Here is a 25,155-nt window from a genome sequence, read left to right on the forward strand (position 1 = left end):
GCCGGATGCGCCGGCTGCGGCGGATGAGCCGGCTGCGCTGGTACACCCTGCCGGGCCTGCAAATCCGCGTCACGCCCCGCGTCGAGTGCCCGTTGAGCGCGTTCGGAACCGTTCCGCCGCATCCAGGGCGGGATTCGCTCGGAAACCATGCGCGCAGCCGACCCGAGCGCGTCGCCGACCGCTGACATCAGACCCCGTCTAGCCACTACATCCTCCAGCCCCTGAGAGGGCCCCTCCGCGCGCCCGTTTGCACATCACGCCCAAGCTGTATCCACACCGCTCTATGCCCGGAGAGTGGTGCGCCGCAATATCTCGTTGTCGGTGATATCGGTACCCACCCGGCGGGCTCGATCGAGTGAGAGCATTCCGACAACCGGCAGGACCGCGAATTTTGCACGAAAGAAGCGCGGTCGACCGCCGAGCTGCTCGTCGGCTCGCCCCATTTTCAACTATCCCCAAGGCGGGGAAGGAAACCCGGAATCGGGGACTGTGGGGCATCGAGTCAACAGCGCGTACCGCGTCGACCGAATCGTTCCAGCCGGTGGCGTTCTCGAGTGGGTCGAGCGCGGTCACGGACGTTTTGACCGGTGCGGGAGATGCTTCTGTATCCGCGAGAACCGACCCACCATCGAGCACGGAGTCGCGTCCTCCTGGCCGCGCTCGTGTCATTCCGATCGAGGCCGACCAGTGACCGCGGAGGGCTCGGACTCCTTCTGTGGAGGATCGGCCGAGACTTCGTGATCCTGGTCGACCGGAGCGCCGCTGGACGATTGGGCCGGTGGCCCCCCGGTAGCCGGCGCGAACACCTGTGGCCCAGCACTCTGCGGGCTTTCCGATCCCGACTGTGCAGTCTGACTCGTCTCTCCACGGTTCGCGGTTTCTCCCACAGAAATCGCCGACGTTTTCTCGTCGGAGCCTTTCGCGGATGCCGCCACGCGGGCCGCCTTGCCGCCGGCACGCGACCAGGGTGTCCGTGCGCCCTTGCCGACAGACGGCGGCTTGCTATCGGAAGCAGCGCCGGCCGCCGACCGGGCAGCCGTCCCCTGCGTCGGTCCAGCGCCGGCCGCCGACCGGGCGGCACCCCCCTGCCCTTTGTTCGCCGCGTTGTTCGCCGCGGCGTCGACGGGACGCTGTTGCCCACTCGAAGTGGACGACGTCTGCGACTGCGTCGTCGTCGACGGAGTCGACTGCGTAATCGCCGTCGGAGCCATTCCCACGGTTTCGCCGACTCTGCTCTGCGCGGCTTCCGATTCGGCGCTTTCCGGGCTGTTTTCCGTATTACCGGGAGCGCTCGACACGCGATCTCCACTTTGCGCGACGGAATCGGGACCCGCAGCTTGGGTGTTCATCGAGGACACGGAAGTCCCTGGCGCGCCCGGCTGGACCGATCCAGAGGCGACGGCCTCCGGCCCATTCGTTTGGTCGCCCGACGAGGACGTAACCGGCGAAGGGGTGTCGCCACCCGCAAGTTCCTCTCCAGGCGCCACAGAGTCGGCGCTCGGAGCGGAGTCCGCCTTCGGAGCACTCCCGGAGGCAGTTTCGGCAGAAGGCTGTTGGCTTTCTTGAAACCCGCCGGGAAACAGCACGTTCAGAAGCGGATCAGGTCGAGCCTGCGTGAACGGCTGATCTCCGGAAGGATCCGACCAATCGGCAGGTGTCACGGGTAGTCCAGGAGTGGCGAAGTCGAAGCCGTCCACCTTCTCGGCGAACTTCTCGCCGTGGGACTTCATGTCATCGGCCTGACTGTCCAGGATCTTGATATAACGCTCGACTTCATCAGGGTCGAGGCGGTAGGTCGATCCGGTGCCGGATGAAGGGACTTCGCCGGGCGGACGTAGTGCATCGCGAAGAAAGAGGTCGAACTTGTCCAGGAGCGGCTGAATGGCCTTCATCATAACCTCGGCCGCGATGTACCACATCAACGCCTTGGTCACTTCTTTGAGCAGATAACGTGTCGTGGCCGCGATGGCGGGACCGGTAACCGGCCCCGCCGGAGTGCCTATGCTCGCAATAAAACTCGCCGCGAGCGCTGCCAGTTCGATGAGCACGGCGATCTGTATCGCCTCGATGACATCTGCTGCGATATCGAGCGCTGTCGATGCTATACCGAATGCGGTATCCAGCTCCGACATCATTCCTTTGTTCTGCGCCCACATCACCAGGATTGCCTGGTAGGAATCCCCGGAAATAGCCGATCCCAGAGCTTCGACAGTGTTGGTCGACTCGTCATAGGTTTCTCTGACCGCGGTGGCGAGTTCCTCGACGGTCCGGCTCAGCTCGCGCACCTGATCCACATCGACATCCGGATAGGGGATGCCCAGGATATTGAGAAAGAACACAACCTCGCTCGGTATGTGGATACTCAACTGTCGAACCTTCTCACGGCGGCGTGAACCGATCCGACCGACCGCGATCTATACGCAGACGGCAATGCACGGCAGCGGCCGGTGCAGCGGGACGGACTGACAATCGACATCAGCAGCACACTGCCAGGCCGGCCGCAGAGAGCATCGGCGCGGAGCATAGCCAGAGCTGCAGCTGCATTCGACCTCACGCACCTCGCTTCATACTGCCCGTACAGATCGCGCCGACGTACGCTACCGAATCGACGCCCGGACAGACTACCGAACTACGAAAACCGACAGCTCGCTTCGTCTGCCCTCGAGCGCCGATCGGACCGTCCGAAGTCGGTTCCACAACGCTCGGGCGGGATCGGCACCGCGTGACCGAAGGATGTGAAGTACGACATCCGACATCTGGGTGACCGACTCGGACCGACACCGGTGCCGCCCGGAACGGAACCGTCTCGAAGCACTGCACAGCGCCATGATTTCGCAGGTCGGCAGCGCTCAGCTCAGTACCTGACATGGAATCGATTCGGGCTGCCGGATCGATACGAAAGTAGGCAGCGCCTGCGACCGCATCTCTCCACGGGAGCACGGCGAGAGGAGCCACGAATGCCGAAGAGGTAACGCGCGACCCTCCCCCGGCCGCCGACTATCACCAATACAGGGAATAGGCAGTCTCCCCGATCGGACTCGCCACGCCCTCCGGCAGCCGGCCGAGGCGGCCCGGAGGCGGGCGCCGGACGCCCCCGTCGGCTTGTATCCACGGACGCCAGGAACCGGAACTGGGAGCAAACCCACAGGCCAGGAACCGATACCTCGGCAGATCCGCGGACCGGACCAATACTCGGAAAGTATATGCGCCGCGAGACGGCCTTCAGGCGGTAACGAGGGCCGATCAGGTACGACACCGCCCCCTCGACCACTATCACCGACAGACCACCCAGGACGCTTGGCCACCCTCCGCACCGAGGCGGGACGTGAAAACCCGGTGTTATTCTGCGAACATGACGGCGGCACTGGATGATTCGACGCGCAGCAGGATCAATGCCTGGATCAACGGAAACCTCGAACAGGGGCATTCGCCCGAGTCGATCATCGAATACATCACAGACAATGGCTTCGACAAGAACGCGGCCATGGCAGCAGTGTACGCATTGCTGCGGGGAGAAATACCCGGTGCCGTGCCGTATGAATACGACCCCGGCGCCATTTCAAGGGACCGGGTCGTTCACACTCACGACCGCACGGTCCGCGTACTGATGCGAGTAGAACGGCCGCAAATAGCCTTGTTCGACAATGCGCTTTCAGCCGACGAGTGCGATCGGATAATCGAGATGGCCGAAAATCGATTAAAGCCTTCCGCGACCATCGACCCTGCCACCGGCCTCTTCGAGGAAGCGGAGACCCGGACCAGCGAGAGCATTACGCTCGGAATTTCCGAGAATCCGGTTATAGATTCGGTCGAGCGACGGATCTCTGCACTGATGAACAGTCCGATGGACTACGGAGAAGGCCTACAGGTCGTACGCTATAGAACGGGTGGCCAGTACATGCGTCATTTCGATTTCTATTCACCGAACGATCCCGGTAGCATCGCCCACCTCAGCGGCGGAGGCCAGCGGGTCGCGACACTCATAATCTATCTGAACGACGTCGAAGCCGGCGGCGAGACTTTTTTCCCGGATCCCGGTATCTCATTTTCCCCCCGCAAGGGTCAGGCACTCTACTTCCGATACTTCAACAAGAGAGGTCAGCTCGATCCGGCTACAATACACGCCGGACTTCCCGTTCTCGCCGGCGAAAAATGGATTATGAACAAATGGATGCGCCGCTATCCAGTCCCGCGGTAGGCCACCGCGATTCGTATCGGCAAGGGACGGCAGAACGATATACACCACAGGTGGGTCGATTCTCCGCAATACAATAGTTCCCACGCCGAGCATCCCCTCGGAGTCATGAGAATTTCCGGAGGGTTGACGTATCCTTCCCATCGAAGAAAGCATCCTCCGAGCCGGAGAGCTTCTAATTGTTAGACTTCGGACGTGAACACGAATTGCTCGGCCTCGATTCAGCAGGGCCTGCTCATTTGTTCGACGATCATGGATCCGGGCCCGAGCCTTCACTACTGGCTCGAGTATCACCTGCGCCGTGCGGATATCATCATGATCTTCATGGACGACCCCGGCCAACGACCGCTCTTCGAGCCGTTCACAGAAGACGATCGAGTACTGCTGGTGCCCGGTGTCACACCCCGCACAGACCTGACGCCGTCCGGGCTATTCAACCGCGAGGTCGCCAACTACAGGGAGGCCGTCTCCTACGCACTCGCCGAAGGAATCCCATGGCTCATTCCCCTCGACAGCGACGAGATCTTGTACGACAGAGGCGATCACAGCTGGAAGACGATGGACCACGTGGGACACGTAACCTTCATGAACCATGAGGCGGTTCCACTGAACCACGAGGTCACCAATTGCTTCACCCAATGCACCCTCTTCCGGGTCAACGGCCGGGCCGATTTCATGGCGTACGGCAACGGCAAGAGCGCTGTTCGCGTGTCCCCCGGAGTGAAGGCAGGAGTGCATTCGTTCAGCGGTTACGAGGGCGAGCAACGCACCGTCGACCACCCGGTCATCCTGCACTATCCGAATCCGTCATTCGACAGCTGGGTGGCCAAATTCGGCAAGTTCGAAGCATTCTCGGACTTCTGGTGGGACGACCCGGATTGCCCCATTGTCATACAATTCATGTTGCGGTCCAGGGACTTGCTGCGCGCGGCCAGGGAAACCGGAAGCTGGGACGAAGCGCGTGACTACTTCACCTCATGGAGTCTCGATGCCGCGACCCAGGAGGATTTGGTGAAGGCAGAGGTGCTGCGACGTTACGATCCCATGGCGGAGCTTCGCGACAGTCGGAGAGCCGGCGTGCGATCTGTTGTTCTCCCACCATCTGCCGTACGGTCGGGAGAGGACTGAGCAGTTCACAGTAGGCCGGACAGGGGAGCCGTCGATCCGGTGTAGGTAATGGAGTCGACGCAGTGGCGACCCACGCTGTTCCACACCCGATCACGCGCGATCGTCAAGTCCGGAAATAGTTCCAATCGATTCCGCGGTGTGGCGTTCGCTAGGGTTCCCTCCGTGGCCACCCCCGAGCAGATACTGTCCGACCGCCTCGCGCACGCGTTCGAGGCCGTGGTCGGTGAACCCGTCGACCCACTGGTTCAGCGGTCGCAGTTCGCCGACTACCAGTCGAATGCCGCCCTCGGATCGGCCAAGCGCCTGGGCCGCAAACCCCGCGACCTCGCCGCCGCGGTGCTGACGGCCGCCGACCTCGATGATCTGGTGGAGCACACCGAGATCTCGGGGCCGGGGTTCATCAATATGACGCTGCGAGCGCAGGTCCTCGGCAGCATGGCCGGCGCGGTCGGCGCCGACGACCGCCTGGGTGTCCCGCCCGTGGAACCGGAAACCGTGGTGGTCGACTATTCGGCACCGAACACCGCCAAGGAGATGCACGTCGGCCACCTCCGCAGCACGATCATCGGTGATGCCGCGGTACGGATCACCGAGTGGCTGGGGCATCGGGTGATCAAGCGGAATCATCTGGGCGACTGGGGGACTCCGTTCGGCATGCTCATCGAGCATCTGCTCGATATCGGCGAGGCGGAGGCGGCCGCCGAACTCTCCGTCGGCGACCTGAACACCTTCTACACCGCGGCTCGGCGCAAATTCGACGGCTCCGACGAATTCAAGGAGCGGTCGCGGCGTCGGGTGGTCCTGCTCCAGGGCGGTGACGAGGCCACCCTGCGGCTGTGGCGGTTGCTGGTCGCCGAATCGAAGCAGTATTTCATGAAGGTGTACGACAGCCTCGATGTCCGGCTGGTCGAAGCCGATTTTGTGGGCGAGAGCGCCTACAACGACGAACTCGCTTCGGTGATAACCGAATTGGACCGGCTCGGGCTGTTGCGCAGCAGTGAGGGCGCCGACTGCGTGTTCCCCGCGGGGTTCACCGGCCGCGACGGCGAACCGTTGCCGCTGATCGTCCGCAAGAGCGACGGCGGATACGGCTACGCCACCACCGATCTCGCCGCGATCCGCGATCGGCTCACCGTCCTGGGCGCCACCCGGCTGCTGTATGTGGTGGGGATGCCGCAGCAGCAGCATTTCGCGATGGTGTTCGCGACCGCCCGGGAGGCCGGCTGGCTCGCGCCACCGGCGCGCGCCACGCATATCGGGTTCGGGTCGGTTCTCGGCGCCGACGGCAAAGTACTGCGTAGCCGGGCCGGGGGGACGATCAAACTCGTCGACCTGCTCGACGAGGCGGTCGACCGGGCCACCCGGGCGATCGCGGAGAAAAATCCCGATCTCGACGCCGGGTCCCGTGCCGCGGTCGCCCGCGCGGTGGGTATCGGGGCGATCAAGTACGCGGATCTGTCCACCGACCGGCTCCGCGACTACACCTTCGACTTCGACCGCATGCTCTCCTTCGAGGGCAACACCGCCCCCTACCTCCAGTACGCGCACGCCCGTATCCGGTCGATCTTCCGGCGCGGCGGCGTGGTCCCGGCCCGCGACGGCGCCCCCGTGCGGATCGAGGAGGCGGCGGAACGCGCGCTGGCGCTCGAACTCCTCGCCTTCCCCGATACCGTCGCCGCGGTCTCGGCGAGTATGGAATTCCATCGGCTCGCCAACTACCTCTACGGGCTGGCGACGGCGTTCACCTCGTTCTACGAGCGCTGCCCCGTCCTGAAGGCCGAGGAGCCGAGCCGCGGCAGCCGCCTGGCCCTGTGCGATCTCACCGCCCGGACCCTCGCCACCGGGCTGGGCCTGCTCGGTATCACCGCTCCCGACGAGATGTAGCGCCTCAGGTCGTCGGCGGCGGGGGCAGTGAGGCTCGGCGGCGAGTTCGTATCCCTCCGTCCGTAACGAGGGAATCCGGCCGTAACGAGGGACCGGAATATCCAGGTGCCGGATGCAGTGGCGGCCCATCGGACCTGGCAGCGACGCCCGCGGTGCACGCCCGGCCGACCGTACGGGACTCTTTCCCATTCAGGCCTACCGGCGGGTAACAATGCCTCTTACACTCGTCTGTGACCGTCATCACTTCCGAGGAGGGCATGCCATGTCCACTGCCGCGAAAGTCGACGCCACCGAGGAGCAGGCACGGCAACTGGTCGAGGAATCGCGCGAGGTCACCTGGACCAAACCGTCCTTCGCCAAGGAGATGTTCCTGGGCCGCTACCGGGTGGACCTCATCCATCCGTTCCCGAAGCCGAGCGCGCAGGACACCGCCCGCACCGAGGCGTATCTGGCGCGGCTGCGGGCCTACTGCGAGACCCTCGACGGCAGCGTGATCGAGGAGCAGGGCCGTATCCCGGAGCAGTACGTGCGCGGCCTCGCCGAGCTCGGCTGTTTCGGTCTGAAGATTCCCGAGGAGTACGGCGGGCAGGGCCTGTCCCAGGTCGGCTACAACAAGGCGTTGATGCTGGTCGGCTCGGTACACGCCAGCCTGGGCGCGCTACTGTCCGCGCATCAGTCGATCGGCGTCCCCGAACCCCTGAAGCTGGCGGGGACCCCGGAGCAGAAGCAGCGGTTCCTCCCGCGGTGCGCGCGGGGCGCGATCAGCGCTTTTCTGCTCACCGAACCCGATGTCGGCTCCGATCCGGCGCGGATCGCCAGCACCGCGACCCCCACGGCCGACGGTGCGGCCTACGAGCTCAACGGCGTCAAACTGTGGACGACCAATGGAGTGGTCGCGGAACTACTGGTGGTGATGGCCCGGGTTCCCAAGGGCGACGGGCACCGCGGCGGTATCTCCGCCTTCGTCGTCGAGGCCGACAGCGAGGGCATCACCGTGGAGCGGCGCAATGCGTTCATGGGGCTGCGCGGCCTCGAGAACGGCGTCACCCGCATGTACAACGTCCGGGTACCCAGGGAGAATCTCATCGGCCGGGAGGGCGACGGGTTGAAGATCGCCCTCACCACGCTCAACGCGGGACGGCTCGCGATTCCGGCGCTGTGCACCGCGGCGGCCAAATGGTCGGTCAAGATCGCCCGGGAATGGAGCACCGCCCGGGTGCAGTGGGGTCGACCGGTCGGTGAACATGCCGCGGTGAGCGCCAAGGTGTCCTTCATCGCCGCGACGGCCTACGCGCTGGAGGCGGTCCTCGATCTCTCGGCGACCATGGCCGACGAGAACCGCAACGACATCCGTATCGAGGCGGCACTGGCCAAGCTGTGGGCCTCGGAGATGGGCTGCCGGATCGCCGACGAACTCGTGCAGATCCGGGGTGGCCGCGGTTACGAGACGGCGGCGTCGTTGCGGGCCCGCGGTGAGCGGGCGGTCGGCGCCGAGCAGTTGGTCCGCGATCTACGGATCAACCGCATCTTCGAAGGCTCCAGTGAGATCATGCGTCTGCTCGTCGCCCGCGAGATGGCCGACGCTCATATGACCGCCGCGGGCGCACTCGTCGACAAGCACGCGGAGTTCAAGGAGAAGGCCAAGGCGGCGGCGGGCGCCGGCGGCTTCTATGCCAAATGGTTCCCGCAGCTGGCCGTCGGACCGGGCACGGCACCCTCCGCGTTCGCCGAGTTCGGTCCGCTGGCACGGCATATGCGCTTCGTCGAGCGGATGGCACGGAAACAGGCCCGCGCGCTGATGTACGGAATGGCGCGCTGGCAGGCGAAGCTCGAGTACCGGCAGGTGTTCCTGGGCCGCCTGGTCGATATCGGCACGGAGCTGTTCGCCATGTCGGCCGCCTGTGTGCGCGCCCAGGCCGAACGCGCCGACGGCACGGCGGAAGGCGAAGCCGCCACGGAACTGGCCGACGTGTTCTGTCGGCAGGCCCGGATCCGGGTGCGGCAATTGTTCGACTCGTTGTGGGAGAACACCGACGACGAGGACGTGAACCTGGCCCGCAACCTGTTCGACGGCCGCTACCGCTGGGTGGAGCAGGGCACACTCGACCCGAGTGAGGGCACCGGTCCGTGGATCGCCGAATGGCAGATGGGCCCCTCCACCGAGGAGAACCTGCTGCGACCATGGCTCCGGGTGGGCGCACTGCGCTGACCGGTCACGGCGACGACTGGGGGCGGGCCTGCAGCGCGGATCACCAGCGCGCGGCAGTGCCCCGATACTCCCGGCCCGGAGAGGTGATCACGCTCGACCGGTGCGACGTGGCTGCACCGGTCGAGGGGCACCACGAGTTTCTGATATCCACCGGCCGGGACACGTAACGCCGACCCACCGCTCGGCGCCGCATCCGCCACCGCCCCGCCGACGTCGTCGGCCGGCACCAGCCGTGATGAACACACCGAGTGCGGTAATCAAGAAACCGGCACGCTGACGGTATCGATGATTGCGCCGGTTGGGCTCGCGGGGGTTTCGGGCCGTTCGTAGCGGCAGGGGTGTGGAAATCGCCGGGCGAGGAAGCGTTGCAGGTCGGGGCCGAACGCCGAGTCGTCGTAGTTGAGGAACCTCGCGTCTGCCGCGCTGGCAAGGGAGACGATCTCGTCGTATGCCGGGGGTTTGCCGTAGAAGCCCACCCGGCTGCCCTCCGTTTCGAGATGCACCAGCGGTCGCGGATGGTGCTTCTGGACGTGGCTCAGAATTGCGGTGATGCTCATCGGGCCTTGCCAGCGGTCCTCGGTGACGAAATCCCGTAGATCGCGGTAGGCGTCCAACACCCACTGCTTCCGGAACCAGGCCGGCGTATGCGTTTCATAGTTGAGCGTGCCGTAGCCGAGGCGTTTGAGCAGGTCATGCGTCCGCCACAGGCTGTCCTTCCACAAGCCCGTGCCGCGACTGTCGAGGGTCGCCAGATCCTGCAGATAGCGGTTTCGCTGGGCCTCGTCGGGCGTGAGATCGCGGAGCAGGACGAAGTCGTCGCTGAAGAAGATGTACTCCTCGTCCAGTTCCGGCAGCAGAGCCGTGAGGTAGAACATCAGGAAGGTATTCGCAACGGGGGTTCTGTAGGGTCCGATCCAGGCGATTGCCTCGTCTGGAACATGGAAGATTCCGCTCTCCGGACCCGCCAGCCATTCGGGCCGATCGCCGAACACCACCACCCGCCTCACCCACGGCATATGACGTTCGATGCTCCGCAGCGAATACCTCAGTTCGAGGTCGTCGAATGCACTGTGTTTGAGGAAATAGAGAACATCCACCGCCTGGACCTTACAGATCGAGTGAAAGACAGGACTCACTGAAGATGACCGAGGCTATTCGACAGGTGTGGCCTCTGAGTCCCAGAAGATTCCGGTCGCGCCTTGCCGCGTCACCGGCGGGCGGCTCGGCGGAAGCACCGGGGGGTTCGCCTGAGTCGTCAGCGGTGGCCGCGCGATCCCCGGGAGTTTCGCCGGAGGCGCTGTTGATGAACCCTGCAATACGTCCTCCCTGAAATGCTCCCTGCCATTGTGGTTCGTTCTCTCCAGTGGGAAGCGCGGAAAATTGGAAGACATGCACACGCGAGCAGCGAAGGCGGAACGGTGAACCGTCCCATGTGAAACCACACCGGGCCTGGACCGTTGGCCTCGATTTTTCCTGGGAGCTGGGGTTGGCCCGATGGAGGTCGGCGTCCGTTGATTTGCTGTCCGGGTGGGCGTGAGCCGCCCTGGAACAGCGGGTGGGCTGCCGGGTTCCATGAGCCGGGGGGGTGTCTTTCTTGATCGCAGATGCGGCCTATCGGCCGGGCCATAGCCCAGCGACTCGGTGCGGCGGCGGTGCCGTAACTCCAACGCAGGCAGTGCACCCGATGCGGTGTTGGCGACGAACGCGGTCAGCCGGAGGCCGTCCTGGCCGGTGAACCGCAACTGCGCACCAGAGTGCGAGCGTTCTTTCCGGACCACAAGCCGCATCCCGGGCGGCCCACCCGACAGATCCAGCAGTCGTATTCCGCGGTCTGCGATGCCGTACAGAAGACGACCGTGCGGGAACTGACCGAGGCGATGTACAAACTGCGCGACAAGGACGGTAATCGCCCGTATACGCCCAACATGGCCGTGGAGGCCGTGTTCGGTCGCGGTCCATGGTGAACGGACTTCGCCGGAGACACCCTACGCCGCTCCGGGTGGGCGCACTGCGCTGACCGGTCACGGCGACCGTCACGAACCTGGCGTGAAGTGCGTGGTCGCGGAGACGTTGACCCACGGCGGGCATGCCGGCCCCCGACGCTCGCGTCACCGTCGTCAGCCCGCGCCGAGTGCGTCCAGGATCATCGGGCGGGCGGTGGTGATCGCCTGCTCCCAATAGGGCCAGGTGTGGGTACCGTTGACGAGGTCGACGCGGGCCGGGATCCCCAGCGCGGCGAGCCGGTCGCGGAAGATTTGCGCGGCCACTGTCGCCAAGGACTCCAGACCCATCGCGTTCACGGTGTTACCGACGCCGTGGGGCAGGTCGGGCGGCCCGGGCACACCGTTACCGGCCCAGATGTACATCGGCAGACCGCGCAGCCGTTCGGCCTGCACGGTCGGATCGTTGCGGTGCCAGGCCGGGTCACCGGCGGGGCCCCACATATCGTCCACATTGAACCGGCCCTCGTCCCACAGCGCGGCGCGGACCGCTTCGTTCCACATCGGGAAGGTCGGATTGAGGAATCCGGAGAACGATCCGGCGAATTTGAACTGGTCGCGGTGATGCGCGGCGAGAGCAAGTGCCGCCCCACCACCCATGGACGCACCCACGACGGCGTTGTTGCTGCGCGAGACACCGTATCTCGCGAGATAGGCCGGCAGTTCCTCGGTGAGGAAGGTTTCCCACCTGTACGTCGTGGCCTGGCCGTTCGTACTGCTCGGCCGGTACCAGTCGGCGTAGAAACTGGAATGGCCGCCGACCGGGAACACCAGCGTCACATCGTCTCCCGCGAACCGTCGCAGGACGTCGGTATCGCTGGTCCACTGATTGTGGTCGTGCGGCGCACGCAGGCCGTCGAGCACATAGAGTGCCGCCCGCCCACCGCGCGCCGCCCACTGCACCTGGACCTTGATGGGACCCATATCGGATGGCACCACGAGTTCCTGGTACCCACCCGCCGGGGCCCGCAGTGCCGGCCCGACGAGCGGGGCCGCATCCGCCACCGCCCCGCCGGCACCGGCGGCCAGCACCAGCGCCGTAATGAACACACCGAGTTTCCGCAGCCGCCCCCACGCCGCTCGCCGCTTCTCCACTGCCACCCCGTACCTAGTCGTCGGTCTCGAACCGTGCCGCCGCTCAACGCTACCGGCGAATTCCACACGACGCCCGCAGGAGCCTTCCCAAGGCTCGGAAGCGGCAGCAGGACCAAACCGTCCCGTTACGAATCGCCCGCCACCCACGGACATCGGCGAATCTCACCGAACAGACTGCCCCACAGGTGAGTTCACAGTTCCCGTTTCGCCGGGTATCGCGGCCCGGGCGTGGGGCATTCCAGACGGACGGACGCCCCGGTGGCTGCACGCCCAGGTCGGTGGCCGACGACACCCCGCCCGCCTTCTCGATGACGTCCGGCGTGCGGCCGGACCAAAACCGCTACGCCGGTGGGAATCCGCGGTGCTCGAGGCTCCTTCGGCACTCGGGCGATTTCGCCTCGGCGAGAGCAACGGACGCACCCCTGCGCGGCCGGCGCTCGACCGCACCCCCGGCTCCGTCTCGGCGGGGAGACGGAGTCGCGGAGTTCTCAGCCCCGCGGCAGCGCCTGCACGATCCGTGTGATCCGTGCCCCCGCGTCACGCACCTTCTCGATTTTCGCGGCCAGGGCGTCACCTTCGAATTCTTCGGCCCGGCCGCCCACACTGATGGACGCGACCACCGAGCCGTCCCGCCCGAGGATCGGCGCCGCCACCGCGGCGACCCCGGGCAGATAGTCCGCGTTGCTCACCGAGTAACCGGCTTCCCTGATTGCGTCGAGGTGTGCGACGAGCCGGTCCACATCGGTGATGGTCCGTTCGGTGATCGCCGGCAGGTCATCGCGAACCCACCTGTCCCGCAATGCTTCCGAATGCGCGAGCATGACCACCGGCCCCGCCGCGGCGTGATAGGGCATCACGGATCCGACAGTGATACCGGCGACGACGAGCGAGTTCCGCCCTTCGAGCAGATCGATGCACACCGCGCCCTGTTCGGCGGGGACCATCAGATAGGCCGTGTTGCCGAAGGTGGTGGCCAGATCGGTCATGAAAGGCTTTGCCGCGGAGCGGATATCGAGTTTCGACAGCGCGGCGGCTCCGATCTCGAAGACCGGCATCGCCACCCGGTAGGCGCCCTCCTCGGTGCGATCCACCCACCCTGCTTGGATCAGCGTGGCCATCAGGCGGTACACCGTCGTCTTGTTCATCCCGCTCGCCGACGTGAGGTCGTTCAGCGTCCAGGCGGGCCGATCCGCGCTGAAGTGACCGAGCAGCGTGCACGCCTTGAGGACAGCGCCCACCACATCGCGACCCCCCGGCGCCTCGGACTCTCCGGGCACAGCCGCCTTCGGCTCGGTGGGCACAGCCACTGATACTCACTCGCTTCCACGGTTCGCGCGATCGATGTCGCCACCATACGAACACATCTATCGATCGGGGTTGACTTTGTGACCTGAACCACCTTACCGTCTCATATCGATATACGAAACGCATTCCGCATTGCGAAACGGAGAGTGGACTGGTGCGCAGCCCGACCTTGAAAGACCTCACGTCGAACGGACTCGTCTACGCCCCCGGCGTATGGGACGGCCTGACCGCCCGCCTCGCCGAACAGGCCGGTTTCCGCGCCCTGTGCGCCTCGGGCTTCGCCGTTTCGGCCGCCCTGGGCCTCCCCGACGCCGAGCTCTACACCCAGACCGAGAACCTGCAGGCGGTCCGCACGATCCGCGAATCCTCCAAGCTGCCGCTGGTCGCCGATATCGACACCGGCTACGGCAACGCCGTCAACGCCGCCCGCACCGCTACCAAGTTCGTCGACGCCGGTGTCGGCGGAATGTTCATGGAGGACCAGGTCTCCCCCAAGTCCTGCCCCATCTGCGTGGGCGACCCGGTCGACCTGATCACCGTCGCCGAGGCCACCGGCAAGATCCGCGCCGTCCGGGACTCCATCCCCGACGACGTCCTGCTGATCGCCCGCACCGACGCCCGCGGCGACGACGCCATCCGCCGCGCCCAGGCCTACGTCGAGGCCGGCGCCGACATGATCATGCCGGTCACCAAGACCTTCGAAACCGTCGAGCAGTGGCAGCGCTGCCACGAGGAGGTCGGCGTCCCGCTCATGGCCACCCTCACCGCCTCGACCTGGACCGAACGCGAGTTCACCCCCGAGATCCTCGACCGGATCGGCGTACGCCTCGCCCTGTTGCCCACCCAGGTGCTGATGGCCGTGGCCGGGGCGGCCCGCGAGACACTGAAGCGCCTGGCCTCGGGTGAAGCACCCGCCCGGGTCAGCGCCGATGCGCTCCCGCACCACGAATTCGTGGAACTGATCGGCTTCCCCGAGGTCGAGGCCATGCAGAACAAATACCTACCCGCGAAGGAGCAGTGACCTCGTGGGCTACACGATGACGGAGAAGATCCTGGGCCGCGCCTCGGAACAGGAAACGGTCCGCGCCGGCGAGAACCACCCGGTGCATCCGGCGCGGATGATCGCCTACGACTTCCCCGGCTACACCGATGTGATGTTCCGCCAGATGCGTGAGGACTTCGGGATCACCGAACTCCAGGACCCGAGCCGCTACATCGTCTTCATCGACCACATGCTCACCAAGCGCAATGACAAGGAAACCGAAGTCCACCAGGTCACCCGCGACTGGTGCGAGTTCTACGGCATCGAGCTGCACGAGAACCGCGGTATCGGCCACCAGCTCACCGCCGAACTCGGCCTCGCGATCCCCGGCGAATTCCTCGTCCATTTCGACGGCCATATCAGCGGTATCGGCGCCTTCGGCGCCCTCGGCTGGGGCATCCGCCGCGACCTCATCGAAGCCTGGGTCACCGGCCGGGTCTTCGTCGATATCCCCGCCACCACCCGCTTCGACCTGGTCGGCGAATTCCCGCCCGGCGTCGACAGCCGCGACCTCGTCCACACCATCATCGATATGGTCGGCGCCGACGGCTGTGCCCATCAGGTGATGGAATTCGGCGGCCCCGGCGCCCGCTCGATGACCATCGACCACCGCCAGGGCCTGTGCGGAATGGCCATGTTCACCGGCGCGGTTTCCGCCCTTTTCGAACCCGACGAGACGTCACTCGCCTACGCGCAGACCGTCGCCCGCCGCGACTTCGACCCGGTTTATCCCGACCCCGACGCCACCTACGCGGCCCGCCACACCATCGACCTCTCCACCCTGACGCCCCGGGTGGTACTGCCCGGCTCGGCCCGGGCCGTCAATACCAAAACCGCCCAGGAACTCGCCGGCACACCCATCACGAAAGCGTTCATCGGCTCATGCGCCAGTGGTCGCATCGAGGATCTGCGCGCCGCCGCCCTCGTCCTGGACGGTCGCCAGGTCGCCCCCGGCGTCGAACTCAATGTCGTCCCCACCTCTCAGAAGGTGTACGAGCAGGCCGAGCGAGAAGGCATCCTCGACGTGCTTCGCACCGCGGGTGCGCATATCAATATATCGAGCTGCGATTTCTGCTTCGGCTACCAGAAACCCCTGCAAGCCGGCGAAAACTGCATCTCCACCGGCGTCCTGAACATCTCCGGCCGCATGGGCAGCCCCGACGCCAACATCTACATGGGCTCCCCCTACACCGTCGCCGCCAGCGCCTTGGCCGGCACGATCCAGGAGTCGGTCCGGTGAGCGCCTATCCCCCACCGCCGGACATCATCGAAGGCAAGGTCGCCTGGATCTTCGGCGACGATTTCGATATCGATCTCGTCGTCGGCGTCTCCAATATCAAGTCCTACGACCCCGACCACCTGCGCTCGGTGTGTATGCAGGCCTACGACCCCACCTTCACCGACCGCGTCCGCCCCGGCGATATCATCGTCGGCGGCCGTAACTTCGGCTATGGTCATCCGCACTATCCGCCCATGGTCGCCCTCCGCAACGCGGGTATCGCGGCCATCGTCGCGGAATCCTTCTCGCCCGGCTTCTGGCGCGGCGAGACCTTCAACGGCATGCCGTTGATCACGATCCCCGGCATCTCGACCGCAGTCCGGGTCGACGATGCCGTGGCCCTCGACTGGCGCGCCGCAACACTGCGCCTGCCCGAGGGAACCGACCTGGTCGGAACCCCACCGAATCCGCGGACCGTTCAGGTCATCGAAGCCGGTGGCTCGTATGCACTCCTGCTCGCCGAGCACGCACGCCAAGGACAACCGCAATGACCAATGTCGATCATCGCGTCGAGAACCCTGACAGCCGGCCCGCCGGGCAGCTGCCGGTGACCGCACCGAAGAAGTCGAACTCCGTGGCCCGCCGCGCCGCCATCGCCGGCGGCGTCGGCACCCTCATCGAGTACTACGACTTCGCGGTCTACGGCTTCCTCGCCGTCACCATCGCCCCGCTGTTCTTCCCGTCGGACAATTCCGGGGTGTCGATCCTGTCGACACTCGCCGTCTTCGGCGTCGCCTACGTCGCCCGCCCCCTCGGCGGCATCTTCTTCGGCCGCCTCGGCGACCGCCGCGGCCGCCGCCACGCCCTCGTGATCACCGTCGTCAGTATGGGCGTGGCCTGCGGCATCCTCGGCCTGCTCCCCACCCATTCGACCGTCGGCGTCCTGGCCCCCATCCTGCTGGTCCTCGTCCGTCTCGCCCAGGGCTTCTCCGCCGGCGGCGAGGTCGGCGGCGCGGCAACCTATATCGCCGAATCGGCCCCGCCCAAGCGCCGCGGTTTCTTCGGCTCCTTCACCCCGGTCGGCTCCACCCTCGGCTTCGCTGTCGCCGCCGCGGTCGTGGGTGTGGTAGCGCTGGCCACCACCGATGAGCAGATGGAATCCTGGGGGTGGCGTATCCCGTTCCTGCTCGCCCTCCCCCTCGCCTACGTCTGCCTCCGCGTCCGGATGAAGCTCGAGGACACCCCCGAATTCGAAGAGATGGCCGAGAAACAGCAGGTCGCCAAGAGCCCGCTACTCGACACGGTCACCAAGAACCCGTGGTCCGTCCTGCGCGTCATCGGCGTCGCCATCGCGATGAACGGCTCCGGCTACATCGGCCTGACCTACTTCAGCGTCTACCTGATCAAAGACCTGGGCTTCTCCAAGGACGCCGTCTACTGGACCTCGGCCATCGCCATCGCTCTGGCCTGCGCCACCTTCCCGATCAGCGGCATGCTCACCGACAGGTTCGGTCGTAAACCGGTACTCGTCGGCGGGTACCTCGCCTACGTCGTGATCGCCCTCCCGGCGTTCATGATCATGGGTGCGACCGAGAGCATCCTCGTCATCGGCATCGTCTACTTCCTCTACATGGTCCTCAATGGGGTCGTGCAGGTTCCGGCGTTCCCGCTGTTCACCGAACTCTTCCCCCGCACGGTCCGCTACACCGGCGTCTCCCTCGGCTTCAATATCGGCACCATCGCCGCCGGCGGCACCGCCCCCTACGTCGCCGCCCAGCTCGTCGAATCGACCGGCAACGCGATGTCCCCCGCCTACTGGGTGATGGGCGTCTGCGCCATCGGCCTGCTCACCGTCGCCACCATCCGCGAAACCAGCCGCAAGGAACTCCCTGCATGACCACCGGTAATACCGGGAAAGCCCCGTCCGCCGTATTTGATGAGGGTGCGGCGGACGGGGCGTCCCGCCCGCGAGAGGTAACAGAACACTTCGCCACACTCGTGGCGGCTTGGAACGACCGAGTCCAGCACGAACCCGACGCCCCGGCCCTCGTGTACTTCGACACCACACTCACCGTCCGCCAGACCGACGACCTCGCCACCGCACTCGCGGCCGCTTTCGCCGACCGCGGCGTGGGCCACGGTGAGCGGGTGGGCATCCACCTCCAGAACATCCCGCAATACGCGCTAGTCCTGCTCGCCCTGTGGAAACTCGGCGCGATCGCCCTGCTGCTCAACCCGATGTATCGCGGCCGCGAACTCCGCAAACTGGTCAGCGATGCCGAACCGGTCGGGATCATCACCACCGACCGCGATGTGCAGCAGGTCCGGGAGGACGTCGAGGGCACCACAGTCGGGTGGGTGCTCGGCACCGCGGAGTCGGACCTCCAGTCCCGCAACGACCCCCGCGTCTTCAAACCCGAACCCGCCGCTGTCACAGAGGGGTCCGCAAACCACCCTTCCGATGCACCCGGCCTGCTCACTTTGGCCCACGAGTACACCGGCCGGAAACCCCCATCCGTCCAGGTACACGGCGACGACCTCGCTTTCCTCGCCTACACCTCCGGCACCACCGGCCCGCCCAAGGGCGCCATGAACTCGCACGCCAACGTCCGCGCAGTAACCACCAACTTCGCCGAACTCGCCGGCATCACCCCCGGCGACGTCGTCTTCGCCCTGGCCCCGCTGTTCCACATCACCGGAGCGGTCGTCATCGGCGCCCTCGCCCTCACCGAACGAACCTCCCTGGTCTTCACCGGCCGCTTCCACACCGACGTCGCCGTCGACGCCCTCCGCGAACACGGCGTCACCTACACCATCGGCTCCATCACCGCCTTCAACGCGATGATGAACTCGGAATACGCCACCGCCGAACACTTCTCCACCATCAAAACGCTGTTCAGCGGGGGTGCGCCGGTCCCACCGAGTACGGTCGCTCGCTTCCAGGAGCGTTTCGGCCACTACATCCACAACGCCTACGGCATGACCGAAACCTCCTCGGCAGTCACCGCAGTGCCGCCTGGAGCAAGCGCCCCGGTCGACCCGAATAGCGGCACCCTGTCCATCGGGCTACCGCTCCCTGGCGTGAACGTCGAGGTGGTCGACACCGAAGGCCACCCCCTCCCGCCCGGCAGCCAAGGCGAACTCGTCGTCACCGGCCCCCAGGTCATCCGCGGATACTGGCGCAAACCAGAAGAATCCGAAGCCGCTCTACCCGAAGGTTGCCTCCGAACCGGGGACAGCGCGATCGTGGACGAGCAGGGGTGGGTTTATCTGGTCGACCGGATCAAAGACCAGATAAACGTGTCGGGTTACAAGGTGTGGCCGCGCGAGGTCGAAGACGTTCTCTACGAGCATCCGGCAGTGTTCGAAGCAGCCGTGGTGGGCATCCCCGATGAGTATCGCGGTGAGTCGGTTGCCGCCTATGTATCGCTCAAGGACGCACACAACGCCCAAGCCGACGAACTGATCTCGTTCGCCCGAGAGCGCCTCGCACCCTACAAGCGCCCCAGGGTGGTGAAGATCGTTACCGACCTGCCGAAAACACAGACCGGCAAGATTCGCAGACGAGCGCTGCGTGATCAACACACCGACGCCTGAGACTGATAGATAAGCTCCACTTGCGTGCCGCGATTCCGACAGGAGTATGGCCAAATCGATCGGGTTGAACAACGGCGCTTTCGCGCACGTCCGGCCCCATGGGCGAAGCTCGGCATCCTTGTCCCTGACCTCAAACTGCCAGGCACGGGACGCGCCACCGACCGCGGCGTTCCGCGCTCAGTCGATGTCCGTAGAGGGCGTGAGGATTTGCTGTCGCCATTGCCGTCGGATCTGTCGTCACCAGCCACCGCCGTTCGACCTCTTCATTACGAGGGTCGAGCGGGTCTCCTGACGTCGCAATCCATGTGGGCCTTCGACCCGTTTCCGGAGTTGGCACGCGGGCGGTAATGGTGTCGGCGTTGGTGTCATGACTGGTGTCAAATCGAGCTAACCCCCGGTAGCCACACTTACAACGGGCGGCTAATCAGTCGTCAAACGCGAGCACTCGTTCCTGTACAGCATCGCTCATACCGAGGATGCGAAGGGCGTGCGCACGAACAACTGCCTCAAGGATGGCCGATACCTCGGCGAGCTCATAGACATCGTAGGTCCTATTTCCGTGCGCTAAATCGTTTCTTATCAAACGCAATGCACCTTCGGCCTTTAGACCATGCTCCCGACTCACCCTATCGATAAGTTCAGTTTTACCAATGTTCTCAATAGGATTAATTGGCAGGGATCCAAACATGTCGGTCAGGCGATCATCAAGATTGATCGGAGACTTTTTCAGGTTTCCTTTGACAAACCTTCGATTCATGCCTGTGAGGTGTTTCATGCATTCACTCAGAACGCGAGCACGCTTCTTCTCGAAGGCAACGACTCGCCCATTCAGCCTGGCTTCGCGACTTGAAATTCCTTCCAGCGCTTGAATCAGTAGCAGAAATCTCGCTCTCGGATGCTGGTCAGCTCCAAGGGCGAACGGATCGTATGTGTACACGATCGGATTCTGTTCACACTCTAGCTCATGCCACCGTTTTACAAGATCCAGCAAGGAGACTCCGTCCTCATCCAGCCATAACGCCGAATCACTCCCTCTACGCAATCGACCACGCTCAGGCATATATGGGGATTGCGTAATCGGCCTTGCAAAAACCTGAAGGTAAGGGGATCGATTATCCGCTCCCGCTGGCTTCACCTCAAGATATGTAACGTCTTCATTCTTCCCTGTTATGACGGACATAACGCGATACAGCGAACGCACCCACCTGTCATACGCCTCCAGGAACGGCACCGGCGCACTAGATTTTATTTTTAGAATCGGAGTGAAACGAATACCAAACTCATATCCAGTAAAAACGGTGGCGGACTGCATATACGTTATATGAATCCTGGTGGCGCCGTCATCCCAATACTGATCACTGGAGCGAGTGGTGACCGACCATGTAGCTTGGTTCGACTCCGATGCAACGGGTATGTCGCGAGACTCAATTGGTGTCGATTTAATTATCCGATCAAGGCGTGAAACTTGAACGCGGATTTCCGATATGTCGGCCGATTCTAAATGTTCCGCCCCGTGGCCAACAAGAGCAGCGGCACCGTATATCTTTGCATTACCGTCAGGAAAGTTAATACCCCAACCAGGCTGGCCCCATACCTCCAACCGGGGCGTTATCATAAGCACTCCAGCCCCATTGGAGAGCTGGCCGTTCAGGTATTCGTAGTTATAATTCTCAGGAAATCCGCCCTGAAGTTTACCCGGCACCTTGCCTGAAGCCTTTCCTAGGGGTGCCTTGCTTCCTTCCAAGATTATCTCACCATGAGGTCGGAATACTTCTTCTGTGGCGAGGTCAGGAAGCAACCATCGACACGAGTATCTGCCATCGGGTTGCTGGACCTTGATAGGCACATCACTAGGATTCACGAGTTCAAATTATGTCCTTCATGCCTTGCTGCGCACTGCACTATCGGGATCTCCGCAGAGATTTGTCATAGACGCACACTATCGGGCCCAACCGCAGCTGCGCATGTACGCTCCACGGCCTGGCCATGCTGGGTGGTGGCATGCGCACGCGAGGGCCGGCTACCCGCCTGCCCCGTAGGGCCTGCCTTTCTCGCGCAGAGGCTCTAGGGTCAAGGGTGGCGGTAGCCATCACGTAGTGACGCCGGAGGCGCCCTTGACGGTGGAGGGGCGCGGGAACACGATGCAGGTCATCAGTCAGTATGGCCACGCGGCCGAAGGTCGCGAAAAGTGTGTATATGCAGGCGAATCCGCCATGACAGAATGACTCCTATGGAGACCCCTGCCGCGACAAACCGCTCGGTTGCTGCCTTCGGCTCTGTTGGTATGGCACGCATGCTGGAAAGTATGCGAGTAGCTCAGATGGTGGCGCGGCTACCTGAGGCGATTTATGATCCGGGTGTCGATCCGCTGCTACAGCAGGCGGCCGTTGAGTGCTTCTTTGCGCACGTACGGAGCCTGATCGAGTTCCTAAAGGTCAAGCCCTCAGATTCGAGAGACTTCAATGCGGGCGACATCCTTTCCGGCTGGGCACCCTCCGTCGATGCAGCGAAGCAGGCTCGATTGACGAATGACTGGCTTAACGCCAGTCGCCAGGTGATGCACTTCTCGAAGGAACGGGTCAGATCTGAGATTGGGCCAGCCACGGCTGTACCGATCGATAGAGCAAGCCTCGACCGCATGGCTGATGATGTCCTCTCGGTCTGGGATGACTACGCGACCCAGCTCAACCATCCAGCGAGCGCGAAACGGGCAGATTCACCCTCTGAAACACCAGCGATGGCGGAACCACAGCCAGTTGACCGGGCCGGGTACCGGCCGATTCGTGGGCGGCTGCGGGAGGTAAGTCGGGTACAGCTCTCGACGTGCCCACACTTCTCGGCTATCGGAAATCAACCATCTCGGATCGGAAGCGGGTGGCGTGTGCGTGCCGCCGACATGCCGGTGGGACCGCCAGCGCAGCCAGGTCACGCCGATTGCGTGGCGGCGGCGCGCATGCGCCGCCGCTCTTGATCCTGTATGGCGAAATTCGCCAGCCCCATCGAGTAGGTAGCTACACGGTCAGGTCTTACGTCGTGCTCCTGGCGTGCTTCCTCGTTTACAGGGCAATTGCGGAGTAACACGTCGATCGTGGGCGCACCCTCCCAGCTGAGTCGCAGGACCCCTGTCCGTATCGGCACGAGCGGGAGATTCCCGGCGACGATGCCGATCTCGGCAGCCGCGGCAGCGGTCATGAACATCGAACTCAGTCGGCCCGTTCCGACACGAAAAGCTACAACGGTGATCGGAATCACAATATGAATATTTATATAGCCTGGCCAGGCCTTCCGCATCATTGCACCCCCACTCATTCAGCCCGATCGGGCAGTGGCTTGCCTGTCGGAAGGGATAAATTCAGTGTCGAATCCATGAGTAGCGCGATTGCAGCTGGCCTGCTGTCTCTCCTGGTTGGTGTACCTGCCTCCGTCGCCGTATTGGTAGCCACTGTCGGTGCTGTGTTCCATCGCAACCGCGAACACCGAAAAACCGCATTGGAAGTTCTTCGAATCCTTCTGCGACGGAGCCGCTGATGGAGTCGGGAGTGCGTCGCGGGCAGGGCCTCACCGCAAAACTTCGGCGCCGCGAGCGGCTTCACTGGCTTCTGTCGATCATCGCCGCAAGCGATCAAATAGAAGTGCCACGGCTGATACGCGGTTCAGCGCCCTCCGAGGCCCCCGCCACCCTCCAACGTTACGAACGCTATCTCGACGAACTAGTCGATCTCGACCTCGTGTGGATACACCGAGGACGACGAGGGGTCCGCATTGCAAGTGCAACCACTCGAGGCCGCCGCGCTCTCGCGCGAATTCAGGCTATCGAGTACCCGCCTCAACACCCGCGTATCAGTTAGCTGCCGAGACCTCCACCTGTACATGACCTGCTCATAGGCAGACCTGCCTGGCCCCGCCGGCGGGGCTACGTGGGCCGAGCACCGCGGCCCCGCCCGGCGTCGAAGCCCACAGATGGGTTGGGCTGGCGGTACCCGGCCAGAGGAACCCACTTGGGGAACGTCCGCGGATCGGAAAGAGGTGGAGGTTGGTGGAGCAACGTGTGGACGAGCCAGGAACCGGACGGTGTGGGATATGTCTGCCGCGTTGTGCCGTTCGGGGAGTCGTGTCGAGGTAGACGGTGATCACCGCGCTCTGAAGCTCTGGTCGTCAGATTTGTTCGCCCGTGCCCTCGGCATTAGGCGTGTCGCTCGTTGTCCGGGGTGCCGCCTGTGTAACGCTGGACAGCTGCCCACCAAAGAGGGCCGCTGGGCTAGACAGAACCGGCAGGCTGGGAGACCCCGATGTCAGATTTCGACCAAGAGGAAGCCGCGCGGGTACAGGAATGGATCGAGCGACTCGATGCGTTCGTGGCGTCGCTGGACGGCGTCGAGGGCGACGACGCGGTCGATCTCACCCACGATGCTTTCGAGGCTTGGCAGAACCTTGCCCGGTCGAGTTTGACCAAGCAGAGCCCATCGGCTCTCCTCATCTTCGAGGCGCTGAACGTGCTAGCGAAGGTGGCGGCGATCGTCGCTGTGGATTGGGTCGAGACACCCGACGCTCGCGACCGGCATACGCCGGACTCCGCCCAGCGGCTCGTGAAGGACGGCTTGGAAGGTGTTCTGCGCGCTTGTAAGCGATGGTTGTCCACTGGCCTCCCGTCGTCGGAGGACGTGCGTCGGCGGTTCGCTGAGGCGGCGGCAGAGGTCTAGGAGTCGATGCGCGCGATGAGTGAGCGGTCAGCGGAAATGGATGCCCAGGATGCGCGAGCGGATGTGGACCCGTATGGCGCAATACTAATTCACAACGTCCCCGAAAGACCCGACATCGCCGCCGTTTTCGCGAAGATCTGCTCGTTCACAGAAGAGGACAACACCCGATACGCCGAGGCGCACGACAGACTGCGGCGAATGATCGACAGCGAACTGTCGCAACATATCTCCGACGAGGGTGAACGATTGTGCGATGTGTTGATCGGCGTGTTGACCGAACTCCGCGATCGGCAACTCTCCCTCAACGACTTCGATGCCGTGGACGAACGTCGCCGTCGAATCCGTTCGGCACTCATCTCGTTCACTGCCGCGCTGCAGATTCACGAGTATCAGACAGTGGGACTGTCTGAACTTCGGTGGATCTGATCTCGGTCCGATGGCCGAGCCCGTGCTCGGCAGGAAGGATCGATTGATGTCGGAGACACTCGAATCCGTGGTGGATGCGGTGGATCAGAAGAAGCTGGCCGAGCAACTACTTGCGCAGGCCAAAGAGCAGGGAGTCGAGCTACTCGGCCCGGACGGGCTGTTGAACCAGCTGACCAAGAACGTGCTGGAAACCGCGTTGGAAGCGGAAATGACCGAACACGTCGGCTATGAGAAACACGACCCGGACGGGCGGGGAACCGGCAACTCCCGCAACGGCACCCGCTCCAAGACGGTGCTGACCGAGATCGGCCCGGTCGAGATCGCGGTCCCGCGCGACACCGATTCCTCGTTCGAA

At 64.2% G+C, this 25,155-nt stretch carries 20 protein-coding genes and 1 pseudogene; 15 read left to right on the top strand and 6 right to left on the bottom strand.

What is annotated here, in order from left to right; all coding sequences use genetic code 11:
• Window positions 1-185 (top strand): hypothetical protein (locus tag NF4_RS39705; RefSeq protein ID WP_232330805.1); only part of this gene is annotated, 185 nt, incomplete at its 5' end.
• Window positions 186-665: 480 nt separating this feature from the next.
• On the opposite strand, the gene NF4_RS35365 is transcribed toward NF4_RS39705, so the two are convergent.
• Complete coding sequence (locus NF4_RS35365; protein ID WP_063131748.1) at window positions 666-2,366, bottom strand: WXG100-like domain-containing protein; 1,701 nt, start codon at window positions 2,364-2,366, stop codon at window positions 666-668.
• Between the two features lie 986 nt (window positions 2,367-3,352).
• On the opposite strand from NF4_RS35365, the gene NF4_RS35370 reads away from it, so the two are divergent.
• The 4 genes from NF4_RS35370 to NF4_RS35385 all read left to right on the top strand — a co-directional run bounded on the left by NF4_RS35370 (window position 3,353) and on the right by NF4_RS35385 (window position 9,416).
• Entirely contained in the window at window positions 3,353-4,198 is an 846-nt protein-coding gene (locus tag NF4_RS35370; RefSeq protein ID WP_063131749.1) for a 2OG-Fe(II) oxygenase, read from the top strand.
• A 192-nt stretch (window positions 4,199-4,390) separates the two neighbouring features.
• Window positions 4,391-5,323: a hypothetical protein gene (locus tag NF4_RS35375; protein ID WP_157120778.1), complete on the top strand. Its 933-nt coding sequence runs from the start codon at window positions 4,391-4,393 to the stop codon at window positions 5,321-5,323.
• Window positions 5,324-5,485: 162 nt separating this feature from the next.
• Window positions 5,486-7,207, top strand: a complete 1,722-nt coding sequence (gene argS, locus NF4_RS35380; protein WP_063131751.1) for an arginine--tRNA ligase — start codon at window positions 5,486-5,488, stop codon at window positions 7,205-7,207.
• Between the two features lie 262 nt (window positions 7,208-7,469).
• Complete coding sequence (locus NF4_RS35385; protein WP_063131752.1) at window positions 7,470-9,416, top strand: acyl-CoA dehydrogenase family protein; 1,947 nt, start codon at window positions 7,470-7,472, stop codon at window positions 9,414-9,416.
• A gap of 257 nt (window positions 9,417-9,673) precedes the next feature.
• On the opposite strand, the gene NF4_RS35395 is transcribed toward NF4_RS35385, so the two are convergent.
• Window positions 9,674-10,513 carry a stealth family protein gene (locus NF4_RS35395; protein ID WP_063131754.1) on the bottom strand — a complete coding sequence of 280 codons (840 nt, stop codon included), beginning with the start codon at window positions 10,511-10,513 and terminating at the stop codon, window positions 9,674-9,676.
• A gap of 546 nt (window positions 10,514-11,059) precedes the next feature.
• Window positions 11,060-11,233: pseudogene (locus tag NF4_RS37345) on the bottom strand (IS1380 family transposase); the annotation flags it as partial.
• Here NF4_RS37345 and NF4_RS38370 point away from each other — a divergent pair.
• The gene (locus NF4_RS38370; protein ID WP_063131755.1) at window positions 11,171-11,380 is read left to right on the top strand and encodes a hypothetical protein; all 210 of its coding nucleotides are present in this window, start codon (window positions 11,171-11,173) and stop codon (window positions 11,378-11,380) included. The pseudogene NF4_RS37345 and the gene NF4_RS38370 overlap by 63 nt on opposite strands.
• Before the next feature lie 153 nt (window positions 11,381-11,533).
• Here the strand turns inward: NF4_RS38370 and NF4_RS35405 are convergent, their stop codons facing one another.
• Together NF4_RS35405 and NF4_RS35410 are read right to left on the bottom strand one after the other, a co-directional pair.
• On the bottom strand, window positions 11,534-12,517 hold the full coding sequence (locus NF4_RS35405; RefSeq protein WP_439956809.1) for an alpha/beta hydrolase: 984 nt from the start codon (window positions 12,515-12,517) through the stop codon (window positions 11,534-11,536).
• Between the two features lie 482 nt (window positions 12,518-12,999).
• The gene (locus NF4_RS35410; protein WP_063131764.1) at window positions 13,000-13,812 is read right to left on the bottom strand and encodes an IclR family transcriptional regulator; all 813 of its coding nucleotides are present in this window, start codon (window positions 13,810-13,812) and stop codon (window positions 13,000-13,002) included.
• A gap of 158 nt (window positions 13,813-13,970) precedes the next feature.
• Here NF4_RS35410 and NF4_RS35415 point away from each other — a divergent pair, with 158 nt between their 5' ends.
• Genes NF4_RS35415 through NF4_RS35435 form a run of 5 tightly spaced genes read left to right on the top strand, consistent with a single transcriptional unit; the run spans window position 13,971 to window position 19,674 of the window.
• Window positions 13,971-14,837 carry an isocitrate lyase/PEP mutase family protein gene (locus NF4_RS35415; protein WP_063131757.1) on the top strand — a complete coding sequence of 289 codons (867 nt, stop codon included), beginning with the start codon at window positions 13,971-13,973 and terminating at the stop codon, window positions 14,835-14,837.
• A gap of 16 nt (window positions 14,838-14,853) precedes the next feature.
• Window positions 14,854-16,098 carry a 3-isopropylmalate dehydratase large subunit gene (locus NF4_RS35420; protein WP_063131765.1) on the top strand — a complete coding sequence of 415 codons (1,245 nt, stop codon included), beginning with the start codon at window positions 14,854-14,856 and terminating at the stop codon, window positions 16,096-16,098.
• Complete coding sequence (locus tag NF4_RS35425; RefSeq protein ID WP_063131758.1) at window positions 16,095-16,628, top strand: 3-isopropylmalate dehydratase small subunit; 534 nt, start codon at window positions 16,095-16,097, stop codon at window positions 16,626-16,628. The genes NF4_RS35420 and NF4_RS35425 overlap by 4 nt, the downstream gene beginning before the upstream one ends.
• Complete coding sequence (locus NF4_RS35430; protein ID WP_063131759.1) at window positions 16,625-17,974, top strand: MFS transporter; 1,350 nt, start codon at window positions 16,625-16,627, stop codon at window positions 17,972-17,974. Before NF4_RS35425 ends, NF4_RS35430 begins: the two co-directional genes overlap by 4 nt.
• The gene (locus NF4_RS35435; protein WP_084533835.1) at window positions 17,971-19,674 is read left to right on the top strand and encodes a class I adenylate-forming enzyme family protein; all 1,704 of its coding nucleotides are present in this window, start codon (window positions 17,971-17,973) and stop codon (window positions 19,672-19,674) included. Before NF4_RS35430 ends, NF4_RS35435 begins: the two co-directional genes overlap by 4 nt.
• Before the next feature lie 424 nt (window positions 19,675-20,098).
• Here the strand turns inward: NF4_RS35435 and NF4_RS38375 are convergent, their stop codons facing one another.
• Window positions 20,099-21,520: an ApeA N-terminal domain 1-containing protein gene (locus NF4_RS38375; protein ID WP_157120779.1), complete on the bottom strand. Its 1,422-nt coding sequence runs from the start codon at window positions 21,518-21,520 to the stop codon at window positions 20,099-20,101.
• Window positions 21,521-21,904: 384 nt separating this feature from the next.
• Between NF4_RS38375 and NF4_RS38380 the strand changes: the two genes are divergently transcribed.
• The 4 genes from NF4_RS38380 to NF4_RS35455 form a co-directional block, all read left to right on the top strand.
• Complete coding sequence (locus NF4_RS38380; RefSeq protein ID WP_157120780.1) at window positions 21,905-22,645, top strand: hypothetical protein; 741 nt, start codon at window positions 21,905-21,907, stop codon at window positions 22,643-22,645.
• Window positions 22,646-23,963: 1,318 nt separating this feature from the next.
• Entirely contained in the window at window positions 23,964-24,374 is a 411-nt protein-coding gene (locus tag NF4_RS35445) for a hypothetical protein (RefSeq protein ID WP_063131762.1), read from the top strand.
• 6 nt (window positions 24,375-24,380) lie between these two features.
• On the top strand, window positions 24,381-24,800 hold the full coding sequence (locus NF4_RS35450; RefSeq protein ID WP_157120781.1) for a hypothetical protein: 420 nt from the start codon (window positions 24,381-24,383) through the stop codon (window positions 24,798-24,800).
• A 46-nt stretch (window positions 24,801-24,846) separates the two neighbouring features.
• Window positions 24,847-25,155 (top strand): transposase (locus NF4_RS35455; protein ID WP_198165600.1); only part of this gene is annotated, 309 nt, incomplete at its 3' end.

It is taken from the genome of Nocardia fusca NBRC 14340 (genome assembly GCF_001618425.1).
Classification (GTDB): Bacteria; Actinomycetota; Actinomycetes; order Mycobacteriales; family Mycobacteriaceae; genus Nocardia; species Nocardia fusca.

What these genes read in the sequence shown, in the direction of transcription:
- NF4_RS35445 (WP_063131762.1), top strand. Translation starts at nt 23,964, where the DNA reads ATGTCAGATTTCGACCAAGAGGAAGCCGCGCGGGTACAGGAATGGATC.
- NF4_RS35435 (WP_084533835.1), top strand. Translation starts at nt 17,971, where the DNA reads ATGACCACCGGTAATACCGGGAAAGCCCCGTCCGCCGTATTTGATGAG.
- NF4_RS38380 (WP_157120780.1), top strand. Translation starts at nt 21,905, where the DNA reads ATGGAGACCCCTGCCGCGACAAACCGCTCGGTTGCTGCCTTCGGCTCT.
- NF4_RS35385 (WP_063131752.1), top strand. Translation starts at nt 7,470, where the DNA reads ATGTCCACTGCCGCGAAAGTCGACGCCACCGAGGAGCAGGCACGGCAA.
- NF4_RS35370 (WP_063131749.1), top strand. Translation starts at nt 3,353, where the DNA reads ATGACGGCGGCACTGGATGATTCGACGCGCAGCAGGATCAATGCCTGG.
- NF4_RS35450 (WP_157120781.1), top strand. Translation starts at nt 24,381, where the DNA reads ATGCGCGCGATGAGTGAGCGGTCAGCGGAAATGGATGCCCAGGATGCG.
- NF4_RS35420 (WP_063131765.1), top strand. Translation starts at nt 14,854, where the DNA reads ATGACGGAGAAGATCCTGGGCCGCGCCTCGGAACAGGAAACGGTCCGC.
- NF4_RS35430 (WP_063131759.1), top strand. Translation starts at nt 16,625, where the DNA reads ATGACCAATGTCGATCATCGCGTCGAGAACCCTGACAGCCGGCCCGCC.